This is a genomic window from Tritonibacter aquimaris (assembly GCF_009617595.1).
In the GTDB taxonomy this organism is placed as follows: domain Bacteria; phylum Pseudomonadota; class Alphaproteobacteria; order Rhodobacterales; family Rhodobacteraceae; genus Epibacterium; species Epibacterium aquimaris.
Genome location: NZ_WIXK01000001.1, coordinates 335,712 through 353,728 on the forward strand (window position 1 = coordinate 335,712; position 18,017 = coordinate 353,728).

Annotated in this window: 17 protein-coding genes; 10 read left to right on the plus strand and 7 right to left on the minus strand. The window is 56.5% G+C overall.

From position 1 onward, the window contains the following. The first annotated feature begins 12 nt into the window (after positions 1 to 12). From GG681_RS01620 to GG681_RS01630, 3 genes are all read left to right on the plus strand, one after another. Positions 13 to 372: a glycine zipper family protein gene (locus GG681_RS01620; protein ID WP_153544399.1), complete on the plus strand. Its 360-nt coding sequence runs from the start codon at positions 13 to 15 to the stop codon at positions 370 to 372. 193 nt (positions 373 to 565) lie between these two features. Continuing rightward, positions 566 to 1,420 carry an SDR family oxidoreductase gene (locus GG681_RS01625; protein ID WP_328593224.1) on the plus strand — a complete coding sequence of 285 codons (855 nt, stop codon included), beginning with the start codon at positions 566 to 568 and terminating at the stop codon, positions 1,418 to 1,420. A 780-nt stretch (positions 1,421 to 2,200) separates the two neighbouring features. Next, a complete protein-coding gene (locus tag GG681_RS01630) occupies positions 2,201 to 5,386 on the plus strand; it encodes a Hint domain-containing protein (protein WP_153544401.1) in 3,186 nt (1,061 codons plus the stop codon). A gap of 78 nt (positions 5,387 to 5,464) precedes the next feature. Here the strand turns inward: GG681_RS01630 and GG681_RS01635 are convergent, their stop codons facing one another. The 4 genes from GG681_RS01635 to GG681_RS17655 form a co-directional block, all read right to left on the minus strand. Then, positions 5,465 to 6,778 (minus strand): HlyC/CorC family transporter, encoded by a 1,314-nt coding sequence (locus GG681_RS01635; protein ID WP_153544403.1) that lies wholly within the window; start codon positions 6,776 to 6,778, stop codon positions 5,465 to 5,467. A 103-nt stretch (positions 6,779 to 6,881) separates the two neighbouring features. Further along, complete coding sequence (locus GG681_RS01640) at positions 6,882 to 7,844, minus strand: site-specific tyrosine recombinase XerD (RefSeq protein ID WP_153544405.1); 963 nt, start codon at positions 7,842 to 7,844, stop codon at positions 6,882 to 6,884. Beyond that, a complete protein-coding gene (locus GG681_RS01645; RefSeq protein WP_235899694.1) occupies positions 7,841 to 9,388 on the minus strand; it encodes a hypothetical protein in 1,548 nt (515 codons plus the stop codon). The genes GG681_RS01640 and GG681_RS01645 overlap by 4 nt, the downstream gene beginning before the upstream one ends. Further along, positions 9,378 to 9,527 (minus strand): hypothetical protein, encoded by a 150-nt coding sequence (locus GG681_RS17655; RefSeq protein WP_194287118.1) that lies wholly within the window; start codon positions 9,525 to 9,527, stop codon positions 9,378 to 9,380. The genes GG681_RS01645 and GG681_RS17655 overlap by 11 nt, the downstream gene beginning before the upstream one ends. Before the next feature lie 79 nt (positions 9,528 to 9,606). On the opposite strand from GG681_RS17655, the gene GG681_RS01650 reads away from it, so the two are divergent. From GG681_RS01650 to trpB, 3 genes are all read left to right on the plus strand, one after another. Further along, on the plus strand, positions 9,607 to 10,206 hold the full coding sequence (locus tag GG681_RS01650) for a shikimate kinase (RefSeq protein ID WP_153544407.1): 600 nt from the start codon (positions 9,607 to 9,609) through the stop codon (positions 10,204 to 10,206). Beyond that, positions 10,206 to 11,312 carry a 3-dehydroquinate synthase gene (gene aroB / locus GG681_RS01655; protein ID WP_153544410.1) on the plus strand — a complete coding sequence of 369 codons (1,107 nt, stop codon included), beginning with the start codon at positions 10,206 to 10,208 and terminating at the stop codon, positions 11,310 to 11,312. The genes GG681_RS01650 and aroB overlap by 1 nt, the downstream gene beginning before the upstream one ends. Before the next feature lie 70 nt (positions 11,313 to 11,382). Then, the gene (gene trpB / locus GG681_RS01660; protein ID WP_328593225.1) at positions 11,383 to 12,585 is read left to right on the plus strand and encodes a tryptophan synthase subunit beta; all 1,203 of its coding nucleotides are present in this window, start codon (positions 11,383 to 11,385) and stop codon (positions 12,583 to 12,585) included. Between the two features lie 82 nt (positions 12,586 to 12,667). On the opposite strand, the gene ssb is transcribed toward trpB, so the two are convergent. Next, positions 12,668 to 13,210: a single-stranded DNA-binding protein gene (gene ssb, locus GG681_RS01665; protein ID WP_153544414.1), complete on the minus strand. Its 543-nt coding sequence runs from the start codon at positions 13,208 to 13,210 to the stop codon at positions 12,668 to 12,670. 264 nt (positions 13,211 to 13,474) lie between these two features. On the opposite strand from ssb, the gene GG681_RS01670 reads away from it, so the two are divergent. Next, a complete protein-coding gene (locus GG681_RS01670) occupies positions 13,475 to 14,059 on the plus strand; it encodes a lytic transglycosylase domain-containing protein (RefSeq protein WP_153544416.1) in 585 nt (194 codons plus the stop codon). Between the two features lie 193 nt (positions 14,060 to 14,252). Continuing rightward, complete coding sequence (locus GG681_RS01675; protein WP_153544418.1) at positions 14,253 to 14,624, plus strand: hypothetical protein; 372 nt, start codon at positions 14,253 to 14,255, stop codon at positions 14,622 to 14,624. 12 nt (positions 14,625 to 14,636) lie between these two features. Here the strand turns inward: GG681_RS01675 and GG681_RS01680 are convergent, their stop codons facing one another. Further along, positions 14,637 to 15,431, minus strand: coding sequence for a helix-turn-helix transcriptional regulator (locus tag GG681_RS01680; protein WP_153544420.1), 795 nt, complete (start codon positions 15,429 to 15,431; stop codon positions 14,637 to 14,639). Positions 15,432 to 15,546: 115 nt separating this feature from the next. Further along, entirely contained in the window at positions 15,547 to 16,410 is an 864-nt protein-coding gene (gene miaA, locus GG681_RS01685) for a tRNA (adenosine(37)-N6)-dimethylallyltransferase MiaA (protein ID WP_153544422.1), read from the minus strand. Between the two features lie 132 nt (positions 16,411 to 16,542). Between miaA and pyrH the strand changes: the two genes are divergently transcribed. After that, complete coding sequence (gene pyrH, locus GG681_RS01690; protein ID WP_153544424.1) at positions 16,543 to 17,292, plus strand: UMP kinase; 750 nt, start codon at positions 16,543 to 16,545, stop codon at positions 17,290 to 17,292. A 160-nt stretch (positions 17,293 to 17,452) separates the two neighbouring features. Then, positions 17,453 to 18,016, plus strand: coding sequence for a ribosome recycling factor (frr, locus tag GG681_RS01695; RefSeq protein ID WP_153544426.1), 564 nt, complete (start codon positions 17,453 to 17,455; stop codon positions 18,014 to 18,016). Position 18,017: the final 1 nt, after the last annotated feature.

An 18,017-nucleotide genomic window follows, 5' to 3' on the forward strand; every position in this document is an offset into this window, starting at 1 on the left:
AGGACATACGAAATGAAACATGTAAATATCCTCCCGCTGCTGTTGGCCGTTGCCGCCTGTGGTGAACGGGGTGCCAGCTATCGCCCGATCCTTGATGGCCCCGCAAACGCGGCCTATCACTCGGACCTTGCGGAATGTCAACGCCTGGCGCATGAGCATAAAAACACCGGCGGATCCGCGGCGAATGCTGCATTGGTTGGGGCCGGGGTTGGTGCGGTGCTTGGCGAACTTGATGATGATTCAGATGCACTTGGCGGAGCCATTGTTGGCGCGGTGGCCGGTGGCGCTGCTGGTGCGGTTGAAACGACTGAGCGCAGCCAGAGCATTGTGATCGAGTGCATGCGCGGTCGTGGCCACCGCGTGGTGGGCTAGATGTCGCAATGACGCGCAGCTTTCTACATATGCGCCTGTGCCGGTTTGAAGCATTGCACCTGCTTTTGACCGGCATAAAACCAATATGCGTATCCTCGGTTGAAACGCATATTCTCGATCACCCAGAGGAGGGTTACCTCCGCTCAGCTACGCTTGACAGTTTTGCGATTGCTCAGAAGCAGGAGAATACAGTGTGACACAGAACGTATTCATCGCCGGGGCCAGCGGATATCTGGGACGGTTTCTCTGCCAAGAATATCAGCGTCGTGGCTGGCATGTCACCGCGCTGGTGCGTAAATCAACTGATCCGCATGGCATAGGTGCGGATCAGCTTGTCACAGCCGAAGCCACCTGGCCCGAGGCGCTTGCGGGCATTATGCAAGGCGCAGATCTGGTGATTTCAGCACTGGGGATTACGCGTCAATCCGATGGTGTCGGCTATTGGGATGTGGATTACCAGGCCAATGTGAACCTTCTAAACGAGGCTTTGCGCAGCGGGGTTGATCATTTTGCCTATGTGCATGTGCTCAACGCTGACCGGATGAGCCATGTGCCGATGGTGGCCGCAAAAAGCGCCTTTGTGCGCAAATTGCAATCTGCGGCTATTGGCTCCACCGTGATTGCGCCATCTGGCTATTTCTCAGACATGGGAGATTTTCTGAACATGGCGCGTAAAGGGCGCGTCTGGCTGTTTGGCGCGGGGCAACAACGGATCAATCCCATCCACGGCGCAGATCTGGCGCAGGCACTTGCCACTGCGGTTGGGGAAAGCCAGCGCTGGCTTGATGTGGGGGGGCCGCAGACCTTTACCCATCAGGAACTTGCAGAGTTGGCGTTTGCCTGTCTTGGTCAAAACCCCCGCTTAAGCTTTCTTCCGGACTTCACCCGCCGGGCCGCGCTTTTTGTGGTTCCCAAATTAATGCCAAGGCCTATCGCCGGGCCGATGTCTTTCTTTTTGACGGCAATGGGCATGAATATGGTGGGCACCAGCACGGGGAGGCATCTTTTGAAAGATCATTTTGAGGGTCTGATTTTAGCCGGAAAATAAATGATATTCTCTGGCAAATCGTGGTGTGCAGGGACGCAGGGTGGCGATGGTTTGATCTTTCAATAATCAGGCCAGCGCGACTGGTCGCGAATGTGGCCGAAACACGCATTCGATGATTGCTTTGGTGGATACGCATATACGTTGCGTTTGGGTCCTATCCTCGGCCCATACTATTCAAGAATTGACCAAGCGATAGCGCAGGGTTGTTTGAATTCGAATCGAATGAAAGTACGAGATTGTTTCTTAATTTTGCGTAATTAGGTCAGGAAATTTAAACTGTGCACTGATGCGCTGGTGAGATGTAAAATAAAAGATATAAAAGCCATCCTATTCCCAGGTGGATCACTGTTTCGCGCGAGCGGACAAATTACAAAAACGAATGAGTTGCAGGCTCATAGGACGGGTAAACCAGGATTTCGCGGAAACAATTAACCCGTATTTCAGGTAATATTTCAACCTAGTGGGGTGTTTCGCGATGGATTTACGCCGACCTTACCAAAAGGTCACGGCATTATTTCTTTGAGCGGTATCACGGGCAGGGTACAACAGTGTGAGCCCTTGGGGGGGTATTTTAAGTAGAGCTGCGCGTGGTTCGTGCACAAGTGCGCCGTGTTGGTGGTGCTCCTATGATGTCATAGGCGTGCCAGACGCACATGCACATGAGCAGCACCTGTAAACTCTCCCGGATAGGTATGATTAACGTGTTTGGAACCCGCCGATTGTAGGGTTTCGCGTGTGCTGTGTCGGGAATAGGACCGATGCGACTTAAAGGAGAAGCTGATGGCGGATAATTTTGACAACCCGTATTCCGCAAACCTCGTTGGTTTATGGGATTTCCGCACCGGTTTTGAAAATGATGACTCCGGTCTTGGTGATGGCATTGCCCAGGATGGCAGCCTGGGTGGTGGGCAGATCGCCGGTGGCTGGCTTGTCGGCGATGGCTCCAACACCCGCTTTGACGTGGATGATGGCAATGACGCTGAATTTGATCTGAGCGAGGGCTCAATCGAAACAGGGTTCAAAGTCAATGCAGTTGGCGCAGGCCAGACCGTTGTCAGCCGCGGCCTGTCCGGCACCAATGGCGCAGACGATGATTTCTTTGAGATCCGCGTGACCGAAGATGGCGCTGTTGAAATCTACCACGCAGACGGTAGTGACAGCGCACTGTTGAGCACAGATCCCGGTTTCCTTGAGCCCGGTGAATTCATCAAAGTGACCTATACCTGGGGCACAGATGGTGTGCAGATGCGGGTCGTCAACACGGCTGATGGCACAACCGTCACCGACGGCCAGGATGGCGTGAGCCTGTCGCTCGATATCACTGACCCCTCCGAGCAGAGCTTTGCCATTGGCGCGCGCGAAACCACCGAGGGCAGCTATGATCAGAACTTTGACGGGTTCATCGACTATGTTGCGGTGTTTGATGATGATGTGATCTCTGAGGGCCTCGACGGTATTGTCGAAGGCAGCGAAGGCGATGATCTGATCGATGTGACCTATACGGGTGATCCCGATGGCGACATGATCGATGCTGGTGATGCCATCGCGCCGGGCGCTGGTGCGGATGATGATCTGGTCAATGCAGGTGGCGGTGATGACACGGTAATTGCTGGTGAAGGGGATGACACTGTCCACGGCGGCGGCGGTAATGACAGCCTTGTCGGTGGCGCCGGTAATGACGTGTTGGAAGGCGACACCAACGCTGATGGTGCGACCGTAACGCCGGGCCGTGAAGTATTTGAATGGGACCGCGCACCAGATCCTGATGATGGTGGTGAGGTTGATGCGGATGACAATCTGTCTGGTGGTTTCTCGCTTGATACCGGCACTGTCACCGTAGGTTTCTCGGTCGTAAGCCAGGATCCCGGCATTGAGACCAGTTTTGTTGAATTCACCCAAAACACCACCAATATCGATTCCGGTGGTGGCACAGTAGATGCCAACAGCAGTCTGAATTCGCTGTCACAGACCGACGGCAATGATATTACCTATCGCTTGGATTATTCCGGCCCGGTTGAGAATGTTTCTTTCCGCATCAATGATATCGACGGCGGCGGTGTGGTCACCGTGCGTGCCTATGATGCCGATGGCAATCTGGTTGATGTAAACCTTTCAGGTGGTCCGCGTCTTGATCTCAGTGACACGGATGCACAGGCAGGCGATGACACAGCCACCTCGACAGGTGGGTTCGCCAATACCGATAACCCGGATTACTCCTTGCTGGTCACTATTCCTGGCCCGATTGAACGGATCGAAATAGACCATTCGCAAGACGGTTCAAACTCGGGCATTCAGGTGACCGACGTATATTACGATCCAATTCTCGATGTGCCGGTCACCGACGCGGGTGACGACACATTGGATGGTGGCGAAGGCGACGATGTCATCCTCGCAGGTGACGGTGATGATGTGGCCATTGGGGGTGACGGGAACGACACCATCACCGGTGGTGACGGTTCCGACAGTGTGACCGGCGATGATGGTGACGATGTTATCGACACCTCTGGCGAAGGCGTTGCACTGCCGGATCGTGGCTTCCCAGGCTATACTGGCACCACCCCGAATATCCCCCCGGTCCCGGCAGATGGCGACCCGCTGGATGATCGCGACACCGTTGATGGCGGTGCAGGCAATGACACCATTACAACAGGTGATGATGCTGACCTGATCACGGGGGGCAGCGGCGAAGATGTGATTGATGGCGGCATCGATGATGACACCATCGATGGCGGTGCCGATGCAGATGAAATCACTGGCGGCGAAGGCTCTGACAGCATCCTTGGGGGTGCGGGCGCAGATACCATTTATGGTGGTCTCGATCCTGCTTTCCCGGACGGGCTGAATATCACCGATGATGGCTCTGATGGGCGCCCGGTCGATCCTGATCCAACCAATGGTATGGATACCATTGATGGGGGTGCAGGCGATGATGTGATCTTTGGTCAGGATGATGACGACAGCATCACCGGCGGCACCGGCAATGACAGCATCGATGCGGGCATTGACGATGACTTTGTTGATGGCGGCGACGGCGATGACACCATTCTTGGTGGTCAGGGCTCGGATGAGCTGCTGGGCGGTGACGGCGATGATGAAATCGACCTGGGCGATGACGATCAGGCCGACCGCGCCGAAGGTGGGCTGGATTCCGACACCTTTACCGGTGTGGGGGCGGGTGATGTTATTGTGGGTGGTGAAAACCCTGATGACTCCGACACCGATGTTCTGGATCTGACCGGCGCGGCCGAAGCGGCCAATCCGGGTGGGTCTCTCACGGTTGATTTTGACCCAAGCGATCCAGAAAGCGGCACAGTCTCGTTCTTTGATGCAGATGGCACGCTGACGGGCACCGCAACCTTCTCCGAAGTGGAGCGCGTGGTTCCGTGCTTTACGCCAGGCACATTGATTGCCACCCCGGAAGGGGAGCGCCGGGTTGAAGACCTGAAAGTGGGTGACCGGGTGATCACCCGTGACAACGGCATTCAGGATATTCGCTGGTATGGTCAGCGCGCTTTGACTGGTGCAGATCTGCAAGCCAACGAAAAGCTGCACCCGATCCTTATTCGTCAGGGCGCGCTTGGCAATGGTCTGCCCGAACGCGATATGCTGGTGTCGCCAAACCACCGCGTGCTGGTGGCAAACGACAAGACCGCGCTCTATTTTGAGGATCGCGAAGTGCTGGTGCCTGCCAAACATCTGATTGGCCTGGAAGGGATTGATCAGGTTACGGCCGATGCGGTGACCTATATCCACTTCATGTTCGACCAGCATGAGGTGATCCTGTCTGACGGTGCCTGGACCGAAAGCTTCCAGCCGGGAGATCAGACCCTGCGTGGCTTGGACCGTGCCCAGCGCGAAGAAGTATTTGCAATCTTCCCTGAACTAAAAACCGAAGCTGGGCGCGCAGAATATGTTGCTGCACGCCGCTCGCTGAAAAAGCACGAAGCGCGGCTTCTGGTGCACTAAACCCTTCAGAATATGTGAAAAAGGCAGGCTGTTACGCCCGCCTTTTTTGTTTTGAAAGAATGCCTTACGGCGGCGGGCTTAGGACAGGGGCCTGATTTTCAGCTCAGTCACCCGGTTGCCTTCGCGCGCAGTGACTTCAAATCGGAAACCGTGGAACGAAAACACCTGACCAATGGTTGGGATCATCTGCGCCTCATGGATGACAAGGCCTGCAATTGTATTGGCTTCTTCATCCGGCAGCATCCAATCGGTGGCACGGTTGAGGTCGCGGATGGTGGTTGCCCCTTCCACCAGATAATTGCCTTCGCCATCTTTGACGGCAATGTTTTCGGCATCGGGGTCAAATTCATCGGTGATTTCACCAACGATCTCTTCCAGAATATCTTCCAGCGTGATCAATCCGCGCAGCGCACCGTATTCATCCACCACCAGGGCAAAATGCGACCGCTGGCGCAAAAACTGGCGCATCTGATCATCAAGCGACGTGGTTTCCGGCACAAAATACGGCGGTTTGGCCACCTCAGTGATCTTAAACCGGTTGAGCGCCGATGCATCACCATCTGATCCACCCACCAGCGCATAAAGCTGACGCGACAGATCTTTTGCGTGCACTACGCCAATGATGTTTTCCGGCTCATCCTTGAACACGGGCAGGCGGGTGTGCGGCGATTCAAGGCATTGGGTCAAAATCGCTTCGGGCTCATCATCAGCATTGATCATCTCAATATTGGAGCGATGCAGCATGATCTCTTCGACCAGCCGGTCAGACAGATCCAGCGCGCCCAGAATACGGTCGCGGTCTTCTTTTTCCACCAGCCCCTCGGAATGGCCCAGGTTCAGCGCGCCTGCAATTTCTTCGCGCACCGCCATAATGTGGCTGTCCGGGTCAATCCGCACCCCAAAGATGCGCAAAACCCCGCGCACAAAGAAACGAACCGCACCAACGATTGGCGCAAGGACTTTGACCAGAAATCCAATGACCGGCGCAACCGTAGAGGCGGCTTTTTCCGCATTGGAAATTGCATAGGTCTTGGGCAGAACCTCGGCAAAAATCAGCACGAGGAAGGTCATCACCAGCGTCGCCAGCGCCACGCCGCTTTCCCCAAAGGCGCGGGTAAACAGCGCTGTGGCCAGCGAGGCTGCCAGAATGTTTACAAGGTTGTTGCCCAAAAGAACCGAGCCGATCAGGCGTTCGCTGTCTTCGGTCACATCCAACGCGCGTTGCGCCCCACGTGACCCTTTGTCAGCCTGAAGCCGCAGTTTGCCACGGGATGCAGCGGTCAGCGCGGTTTCTGAGCCCGAGAAAAATCCGGATAGGACCAGCAGCAATAAAATCCCTGCCGCGGTGATCCAAAAGGCGCTGTCAAATGTGGTTGCCTCGGCAATATCCATAAAATCTGTCCGTTAGTTCTGGGGCCAATTTTTCTGAAGGCTTATGTATGCTTATGGGCAGCGTCTGTGCTGCAATCAAGAGAGGGGGGGCGCAAAAGCTGCTTTAGTGCTCCGCAGGGGTCACATCGCGCTGATCCGACAGCGGGTGATGATCTTGCACCAGTTCCTGCAGTCGGGTTTGCAACACATGGGTATAGATTTCCGTTGTGGCGATATCCGCGTGTCCAAGCATGGCCTGAATCGCCCGCAGATCGGCCCCATTGGCCAACAGATGCGTTGCAAACGCATGGCGCAGCGTGTGCGGCGTGACCTTATCCGGGGCAACTCCACCCGCCACTGCAAGTTCCTTGATCAACAGGTAAAACCGGTGCCGGGTCAGATGGCCTGCCTTGCCGCGTGAGGGAAACAGAAACCGTGATGTTGGTTTTCCCTTGGCAACGGCCAGCTCTTCGAGCCGGTCGCGTTCTTCCACCCAGGTTGCAAGTGCCGCCTTGGCTGGGGGTGACAAAGGCACCAGACGCTCCTTGTTGCCTTTTCCCATCACCAGCAGCAGCTGCGGATTGCCGCGCGCGGCCCCCACCGGCAGCGACACCAACTCGCTCACCCGCATACCAGTGGCATAAAGCAGCTCGAGCAGGCAGGTATTGCGCAGCCGGTCAGAGACATTGCGCCCGCTTTGACGCGCGGCGCCCAGCAGCCCGTCGACCTCAGCAATGTCGAGCGTTTTGGGCAGCCGTTTGGACCGTCCTGGCCCTTTGATCTGAATGACCGGGTTTTCACTGCGCCAGCCTTCTTCAAAGGCAAAACGGTAGATCTGTTTGATCGCCGACAGCCTGCGGGCGCGGGTTGCCTGTGACAGCCCCTCTGCATCGCAGGAAATCAGGTAGGATTCCACGTCTTCTCTTTGCGCTTCTGCAAAGCTGTTCTGGCGATGTTCAAGCCAGCGCGCCACATCACGCAAATCACGGCCATACGCCAGAAGCGTGTTCCGCGCGGCACCAATTTCAGCGGCCTGCGCATCCAAAAACAGGGAAATCCAATCGTCAGAGGTTTTGGGGGTTATCATGTGCGGCGCTCCAGCAGCATCAACTGTAGCGCGGCGCGGCGCGCGGTTTCTTCAAGCCCGACCAAACGGAAAGTGGCAAGGGCTTCGCTGAGTGCGCTGAGATCGCCCTCGCTGCCACGCCCAAAGAGCATGATCGTTTCAAGGATCACCTCACCGAGGCGTCCCTGTTCAATCATCTGCTGAAAGCTGCGGGGCACATAGGTTTCAAATGCATCGGGGGCAAATGCCGCAGCGATAGAAGCCGCGCGGATATCAGGGGCTTGGACCGTTGGCGGCTGCCCCATTGCGAGATCTGCAAGAAACTGATTTGCGGCACCATCACTGGGCGGCTGTTGCGCAGCCAGTTCATAATCCGCGGCCAAAAGGCGAATGCGCCAGGCGAGTTCCGCAGCACTGCCTTCAAGCGGGATCTGCGCAAGCTGCTCCGAAAACAGATCGGCAAACCCGGTCTCTACTTCTGCAGCGCGCGCGGCTTTCCAGGCTTTGGGCAGAGTTTTGGCAACCGCATCGCTGCTTTTGGTTTTCAGCGCAGCCTCAAAGCGTTGCCAGGCCGCGACCCGATCCCAGATACCGCCAGAGGCCGCAGGTTTGCGCGCGCTCATCAGACCCAGCATGTGGTTCGGGTGGAGCGCGCCAATATGGGTCAGCCGCTCTGCGGCCTCGAGCTGGGCTTTCCATCCGGCCAAATCACGCAAATCCGCCGCCGCAAAGGCACGGGGCAGGGTGGCTGTGGGGAGCGGCTCTCCGATGGTTTCAAACAGGCGGAACACCAATGGGGTTATTTGCGCGGGCAGATTGGGTGCGGCTGCATCTTCATACAGATCAGGGTTAAGAAACTGGTCCAGCAGCGCGCTTTCTGCCTCAGAGATCAGGGAAAGCCCGCGCGCACTGTCGAGCAGCAATGACGCTGTTGACCAATCCCCCTGACGCCCGTGGCAGAAAATCTGTACGTCGTAGTCTGGGGCCAGATGCGGCGCTGTTGCGGCCAACATGCAGGGGCGATCCTCGTCTCCCGTCAGCAGGCTTGCATCAAACCAACGCTGAAACCGTGCCGCGTTTTGCGACGGATCAGCCTGCTGCGCCAGCGCCAGCGCCGGATCAATCGCACCCAGATCCATCAGTCGATCCAGCCGCGCCAGCAGCAATGCATCCTCGTCGCCTTCGGGGGCGCGGGTTTCCGACAAAAGCAGCGTAAACAACAGCGCCTGCATCGCAGGGCTGTCATCAACCCGAACCTGACGGATCAGTCGGGTAAGATCGCGTGCCTTGCTACCTTGCCACAGGTCCAGCGGCAGGCCGGTGGCCGCTGGCGATACCAGTCCGACGGGCGCGGGCAACGCGGTCAGCGGTGTGACGGTTATATCGGGGCGCGCAACCGAGGCGCTCACCGGGGGTTCCAGCAAAATTGTTTCTGGCAGATCGGCCACCGCAGCTGCAGGCACCTCCAGCCAGTCGATCGCGGCCAGTGGTTCTTGTGCAAACACAGCTGCCGAAAAGCTTGGGTACAGCAACAAAAATGCCGCCCCAATCAGCTTACTTTGCATCCAAAATCACCGATTTGCGCACTTCGGATGTGGGCGCATTGAAATCTGCTCCAAACCAAGGTCCTACATAGGCATATGCAACCAAGGCGATGCTCGCCAAAATAAGGAGGTAAAACAGGTATTTAAAGATGCGTCCCATGAAGTGCTCTGCCCATTTCTATATCTTTTCCAAAAGTTATATATGGCCTTTTGTCGAATATCACGTCATTCACAGAAGAATGAGCGAAAAAGAGCACAAAATTGCAGCCGAGTCAGTGGCAAATCCGGAGACACAACCGGGCCAGCTGAAGAAGACCATCGTGATGGTTGGAATGATGGGCGCGGGTAAGACCGCGGTGGGGCGTGCCTTGGCCCAGCGTTTGGGCGTGCCTTTTCTGGACAGCGACCATGAGATTGAAAAGGCTGCCAATCTCACTATTCCCGAAATTTTTGCGCGTCAGGGTGAAGCCTTCTTTCGGGAAAAAGAACGGCAGGTGATTTCGCGCCTGCTTGAGGAAGAACGCGGTATTCTCTCCACTGGTGGTGGGGCGTTTCTGGCTGAAGAAAACCGGCGCAATATCTCGGATTTTGGGGTGGCGGTCTGTCTCAAGGCCGATCTGGATGTGCTGTGGAACCGGGTGCGCCATCGTGACACCCGCCCTTTGCTGCGCACCGATGACCCCTATGCCACGCTTAAGGGGCTCTATCAGGCGCGTGCACCGCTTTATGAACAGGCAGATATATCCGTTGTTTCAGACGGTAAAACCACAATTGAAGACATGGTTGAACGCGTGCTTGAAGCATTGCGCGACCGCCCAGACGTATTGGAATGGAACTGATGGAACAGGTAGTTCACGTTGATCTTGGCGAACGTTCTTATGATGTGGCGATTGGTCCGGGGCTGATTGCACAGTCCGGTGCACGGATTAAACCGTTTCTGCGCCGCCCCAAGGTGACAGTTGTCACCGAGGAAACCGTTGCCAGCCTGCATCTGGAGGCGCTGCGTGCAGGGCTTGCGGCAGAAGGCATCGAGATGAGCGCGCTGACGCTTGCGCCCGGTGAAAGCACCAAAAGCTGGCCGCATCTGACCAAAACCGTTGAATGGCTGCTCGACCAAAAAGTGGAACGCAACGATATTGTTATTGCCTTTGGCGGTGGTGTTATTGGCGATCTGGTTGGCTTTGCCGCCGCAATCCTGCGCCGCGGCGTGCGTTTTGTGCAGATCCCGACCTCACTTTTGGCGCAGGTCGACAGTTCGGTTGGTGGCAAAACCGGCATCAATACCGGTCATGGCAAGAACCTTGTGGGGGCGTTTCATCAGCCAACCCATGTGCTGGCGGATACATCTGTTCTGGGCACGCTGGAGCCGCGCGATTTTCTAGCAGGCTACGGTGAAGTGGTGAAATACGGCCTCTTGGGTGATGCCGAATTTTTCAATTGGCTCGAGGAAAACGGCCCGGCGCTTGCATCTGGTGATATGGCAAAACGGGTCGAAGCAGTGACACGTTCGGTGCAGATGAAAGCTGATATCGTTTCCCGCGACGAGACCGAGCAGGGCGATCGCGCGCTGTTGAACCTTGGCCATACCTTCTGTCACGCACTTGAGGCGGCAACGGGCTATTCCAACCGGCTTTTGCATGGCGAAGGGGTGGCGATCGGCTGCGCGCTGGCGTTTGAGCTTTCGTCGCGCCTTGGCCTGTGCAGCCAGGAAGATCCAAGCCGCGTGCGCGCGCACCTCAAGGCTATGGGTATGAAAACCGACCTGCATGATATCGAAGGGGATCTGCCCCCAGCAGCCGAACTGGTGGAGCTGATGAGCCAGGATAAAAAAGTGGTTGATGGCCAACTGCGTTTTATCCTTGCGCGCAGCATTGGTGACGCCTTTGTCACCGCCGATGTGCCATCGGATGTGGTGCAAGGCGTTCTGGAAGATGCGCTTGCTTAAAGCGCGTCTTTCCAGCTGACGCCGGGCATCCTTAGATGATCGAAATTCCGTATGAGTATTAAGGGAGATTGTGATGTCGTATCTAAAAACGACCCCCACACGTGAGGGCTATTTTGGGGAGTATGGCGGGGCCAGCCTGCCACCGCCGCTGGAGCCGCATTTCCGCGAGATTTCTGAAGCTTACGACCGTTTGTCAAAGTCGGCAGAATTTATCCGTGAGCTGCGTTACATTCGCAAACATTTCCAGGGTCGCCCAACGCCTGTCTCCTACCTGCGCAATCTCAGCCAAAAGCTGGGCGGCGCGCAGATCTATGCCAAACGCGAAGATCTCAATCACACCGGTGCACATAAGCTGAACCACTGTATGGCCGAAGCGCTTTTGGCCAAACATATGGGCAAGACCAAGCTGATGGCGGAGACCGGTGCAGGGCAGCACGGTGTGGCGCTGGCAACGGCGGCGGCGTATTTCGGCATGGAATGTGAGATCCACATGGGTGAGATCGACATTGAAAAAGAAGCGCCGAATGTGACCCGTATGAAACTGCTGGGTGCCAATGTGGTGCCGGTGGGCTTTGGCGGGCGCTCGTTGAAAGAGGCGGTCGACAGCTGTTTTCAGGCCTATGTGCCACAGGCGGATACGGCGCTTTTTGCCATTGGTTCGGTTGTTGGGCCACATCCTTTCCCGATGATGGTGCGCAATTTCCAGCATGTGATCGGCATTGAAGCACGCGAGCAATTCCTTGAAATGACAGGGGAACTTCCTGATATGGTTGCGGCCTGCGTGGGCGGCGGTTCAAATGCGATGGGGATGTTTGCGGGCTTTATCGAAGACGCAGAAGTTGAACTTTATGGGGTTGAGCCACGCGGCACTTCGTCCAATCTGGGCGATCACGCCGCAACCATCACCTATGGTCAGGACGGTGAAATCCACGGGTTCAAAACCATGGTGCTGACCGATGAAAATGGTGATCCCGCGCCAGTGCACACATTGGCTTCGGGTCTGGATTACCCCGGCGTTGGGCCAGAGCACGCGCATCTTTATCGCACGGGCCGTGCAAAATACACATGGGCCGATGACAAAGAAGCGCTGCAGGCGTTTTATGACACATCGCGCTATGAGGGCATCATCCCCGCGCTCGAAAGCGCACATGCGCTGGCCTTTGCCCTGCGTGAGGCACCAAAACATCCGGGCCGCTCGATCCTGATCAACCTTTCAGGCCGGGGAGACAAGGATATCGACTACGTCACCGAAACCTATGGGTTTGGCGCCTAAAGCGCAGATCCGCGAGACAACAATAAAAAACGCCGGGGGCTTAAAGCCCCCGGCGTTTTTGTTTTGCGCGATGTGATCCGGCTTAGAACGGGATTTCATCATCATCAATGTTGTGGGACGCGCCACCCTGGGAGCCGCCGCCAAAGCCGCCGCCGCCCTGTGGGCCGCTGTCGTAACCGCCGCCTTGGCCACCACCGCCATAGCTACCGCCGCCACCACCGTAGCTGCCGCCGCCGCCTTGGCCGCCACCCATGCCGCCGCCGCCGCCTTCGCCGCGACCGTCCAGCATGGTCAATGTGGAGCCAAAGCCCTGCAGCACAACCTCAGTGGAATAACGATCCTGGCCGCTCTGGTCCTGCCATTTGCGGGTTTGCAGCTGACCTTCGATATAAACCTTTGAGCCTTTGCGCAGATATTGCTCACAGACCCGGACAAGCCCTTCGGAAAACACTGCAACCGAGTGCCACTCGGTTTTTTCGCGACGCTCACCGGTGTTGCGGTCTTTCCAGGTTTCAGAGGTGGCAATGCGCAGGTTGCAGACCTTACCGCCGTTCTGGAAGCTGCGCACCTCGGGGTCGCGGCCCAGATTGCCGATAAGCATAACTTTGTTGAGAGATCCGGCCATCTTGGTCGTGTCCTTTGTCTTGAAGAGCGTGTGTTGGCATCTGTTGTAGCCCGGAAATCTTCGAATCCGGCGCACCATATTTGGGCTACATTACCGGGCACAGACAGCAGAGGAAAGCTGCCATCGCGCCCGAGTGCAGGAAACTCTCACCATACAGGCAGTGGCAATCATATGCCGAGATACCATACTTGCGCGCGTTTCCCTTTAAAATTTGCCGGAATTGACTATACTAAAGAATGTTACGGGGGATACGGGACACAAATCATGCGCAATCTGCTTGTGGGGCTCATTGCGACCAGTGCGCTGGTTGCACAATCTGCATCGGCGCAAGCCATTTCCAGCAAAAACCGCCGCGACTTGTTTGCATCGCAGGCGCGGGTGCTCGATCAGCGGGCTGCAGATCAATATAAAGGGTCTGAGCGGCTCAAACCGCAAAGCTACAAGATTGAACTGACGCCGACCAAACTTCGCTATACCGGATCTTACAAGGGTCAGTATCTCAGCGTGGCGCGCAGTGTTGCGCGCAAACACGGCGTGCCCGAAGAGCTGTTCTTGCGTCTTGTTCAACAAGAAAGCAATTGGAACCCGCGCGCGCGGTCACACAAAGGGGCGCTTGGGCTTGCGCAGCTGATGCCAGCAACCGCTGCTGTGCTTGGGGTGGATCCAACAAAGCCGCGTGAAAACCTCGAAGGGGGCGCGCGCTATCTCGCACAGCAGTTCCGCAAATTTGGCTCCTGGCGGCTGGCTTTGGCGGCTTATAACGCAGGCCCCGGAGCGGTGGAAAAATACGGCGGGGTTCCACCCTATAAGGAAACCAAGGATTACGTGCGTAAGATCCTTGGCAGCTAAGCCGCGGTAATCGTTTCACATAACTCAACAAAAACAAAAGATTGCGCGACTTGGTTCAGGTACGCACGCTGTCTTTTGTTGCGCATTCGTCAGCACTTTGTTCATCAGGGTTAATGCCCCGTTAACGTCTTAGGCCTGCCTTTAAGTTGCCTTAAAATTTTATGAAATCTTGCGCGGAATTGGGAGAGATCGCGTGAGTGTAAGAAATTTTGAGCATCGGCTAAACCGCATGGAATGGCAGCCTTCTGCTGAGCCGAGCGCTCAGATTGTTGCTGATGTTCTGGGCCATTCCAAGATGCAGCCGCAATGGGTCGAATGGGCGATTGCGGGCACTGTGCTGGGCATTTTGATCGGCTTTGGGATCAAAGGGACGGTCATGCCTGGCGGGCCGTTTGGCGCGCATGCTGATCTGCTTGGCTATATCATTGGGGCAATCAGCCTGCTTGCGGGCGCAGGCTCGGTTGCGTTTTTGGCAATCACGGTTGCACTGCGCAATCAGGTGCCACAGCTTTTTCGGTTTTCGCTGTTTAATATGCTGATGATTATGGTGCTGATGTTGAGCTGAGGCTCAGCCGTACTATTGGCTGCGGGCGGATTTGCGCAACCGGCTGGGGGACATGCCGGTGTGTTGCGAAATGAAGCGGGTGAAATAGGCGGGGCTGCCAAAACCCAGGCGCCCGGCGATCTCCTGCACCGGAGTATCACTATAGGTCAGCAGTGAGCGCGCGGCATGCAGCTGGCGCTCGGTCAAAAGCGCCGCTGCGGTTTTGCCGGTTTCCGCCTTGCACACACGGGTGAGATGGGTTGGCGTGACCTCAAGCGCATCTGCATGATCTGACATGCTGTCACCCTGCTGGTAAAACTGGCTCACCCGTTTGCAATAGGCCCTGCACAGACGCTGCGCGGCGGTTGGGCGCGTATCAGCCTGATCTTGCGCCGCTGTGCGCTGCAGCTCGATCCGTACCAATTGCGTTAGGGCCTGCATCGAGGCCTGCCAGGCGGTGGCTTTGCTGCTTTGCTCTTGTTGCATCCGTTCTAGCATGAAATTGATCTGCGCCTGGATCTGGCTGTCAGCAATGCGCAAGAACAGTGCTCGCGCATCTGCCAGGCGGGGCAAAAACAGGCAGCGGCCAATGCATTGCCGTCCCAGATCCAATGACCAAAGCGAGCCAGCCGGAATATAAAACACGTGATGGGCGCCAAAACCACGCTGTTGCCCATCAATCATCACGCGCCCCTGGCCACGGGTGATCCAGACAATCAGATCCTGCGCGCGATCATGGCTGAGCTCAATCTGCCAGGGGCCAATGGGAGCCAGCCGCGGCAGCGTCGTGATCTCAATCTCGGTTGCAGTGGGCGTTTTGAGGAGCATCAAAGGAGCGGTTGTTTTGAGTTTGGGCGTTTGAACGCGGGCCACAACGCCACAGAAATTCGATTCTGGCAAGAAACCCGGCGGTTTTCCAATGATGCTGGGCTGAACGCGGCGTTCAAAGATCCGGCCGCACCGCCTGCCAATCCGCCATTTTCGAACGAAACCAAGTGCGCTGGCGTTTGGCAAATTGGCGCGTGGCAACAGAGGCCTGTTCGCGCGCGCTTTCAAGATCCAGCGCGCCGGTCAGATAGCCCATCAGTTCGGGCACGCCGATGGCCTTGCAGGAGGGAAGCTTGGGGTCATAACGCGTGCGCATCTCATCCACCTCTTCCAGCGCGCCCGCTGCAATCATCATGTCAAAACGCTGGCGAATACGGGATTCGAGCCAGTTTTTATCGGACTGCATCACCAGGGTGGTGCAATCGGCGCGTTCGAGCGTTGGCGGCGGGGTATCATCTTGCCAGCTAGCCAGGCTGCGCCCGGTTGTGCGCAATACCTCATAGGCGCGCTGCACCCGCATGGGGTTTTGCACATCAATCCGCGCCTGCGTTTCATCATCCAACGCTGCCAGCATGTCTGCGGCATCCATTGCATCGGCCTCGGCGCGGATTTCAGGCGGGGTCGGTGGAATATCTACCATTCCACGCAGTAGGGTCTGAAAATACAGCCCGGTGCCGCCAACAATAATTGGGCGCTCACTGGATTTCAGCAACGGCGTGACGTCACGCAGCCAATGGCCGGCCGAATAGGGCGCATCAAAAGCAATATGACCATACATCAGATGAGGTGCGCGGGCTTCATCCTCAGCCGAAGGGCGGGCCGTTACCACGCGCCAGCAATCATAGACCTGGCTTGCATCCGCATTCACAATCACCCCGCCTTGTGATTCCGCCAGTCGCAGCGCCAGCTCGGATTTGCCCGAGGCAGTGGGACCCGCGATAAGAATGGGCAAGTCGGGATCGCAATCGGGCAAGATCATTTCGGGCGGTCCTGTGGCAGAGCGGCATATCGGTGTATTTTTACAGCTCAGATGGCATAGAGCACATTGATCCCGGCTGCAAATTGCTTCATTTTGCGCCGAAATTAACCCCTACATCTTGTGGAGCGCAACATGCCCATTGCTTTGGACCAGCCGGATCACTCTTCGGCCGTTAAATATAACCGCGTCATGTTGAAAATCTCCGGTGAGGCGCTCATGGGTGATCAGGGCTTTGGTCTACACCCGCCCACCGTTCAGCGGATCGCCAAAGAAGTAAAAACCGTTCACGACATGGGCGTGGAAATCTGCATGGTGATTGGTGGCGGCAATATCTTCCGCGGGCTCTCAGGCTCTGCACAGGGGATGGAACGCACCACGGCTGATTACATGGGCATGCTTGCCACCGTGATGAATGCGCTTGGCATGCAGTCTGCGCTCGAAGATCTGGGCGTCTTTACCCGGGTTATTTCGGCCATTCGCATGGATGAGGTGGCAGAGCCTTACATCCGCCGCCGCGCCGTGCGTCACCTGGAAAAGAAACGGGTCTGTATCTTTGCGGCAGGCACCGGCAACCCTTACTTCACTACCGATACCGCAGCGACCCTGCGCGCCAATGAAATGGCCTGCGAGGCGATCTTTATGGGTAAAAACGGTGTTGATGGCGTCTATGATAAAGACCCGAAAGAACATTCCGATGCCGTGCGCTACGAACATATCTCATACGATGAAGTGCTCGCCAAACGTTTGAAAGTGATGGACGCCTCGGCAATTGCGCTGGCACGTGACAATAACCTGCCGCTGATTGTTTTCCCACTGGATGAGCCGGGTGGGTTCAAAGGCATCTTGGCCGGTAAAGGCACCTATACCACGGTTCACGGCTAATCGTGTAACCCTGTAAGACAACAGACGCGCGCCCCGGCTTTGCCGCCGGTGGTTGCGTGTTTTTGTTGCCTGCGTTTCCAGGGTGGCAAGATTGCTATACATTTGCGCCCCCATGGATTATTGAGAACGAAACAGACCGCCTCAAAAAGGGGAGAGCAGAATGTCTGACGATTTTGAACTGAACACCGACGATCTGAAACGCCGTATGGATGGCGCGATGGGCAACCTCAGAACCGAGTTTGCCAGCCTGCGCACCGGCCGCGCCTCAGCTTCTATGCTGGAGCCTGTGATGGTTGACGCATATGGATCGATGACACCGATCAACCAGGTCGGCACTGTGAACGTGCCCGAGCCGCGCATGGTCACCATCAACGTCTGGGATAAGGGCCTGGTGGGTAAAGTGGAAAAAGCGATCCGCGAATCCGGCCTTGGCATCAACCCGCAGCTCAACGGCACCATCATTATGCTGCCGATCCCCGAGCTGAACGAGGAACGCCGCCGCGAGCTGGGCAAAGTTGCGGGCCAATACGCTGAACACGCCCGCGTTGCGATCCGCAACGTGCGTCGGGATGGTATGGACCAGATCAAAAAAGCCAAATCTGACGGCATGTCCGAAGATGACCAGAAATTCTGGGAATCCGAGGTTCAAGAGCTCACCGACAAGATGATCAAAGTTGTTGATGATGCGCTTGAAAACAAACAAGCTGAAATCATGCAGGTGTAAA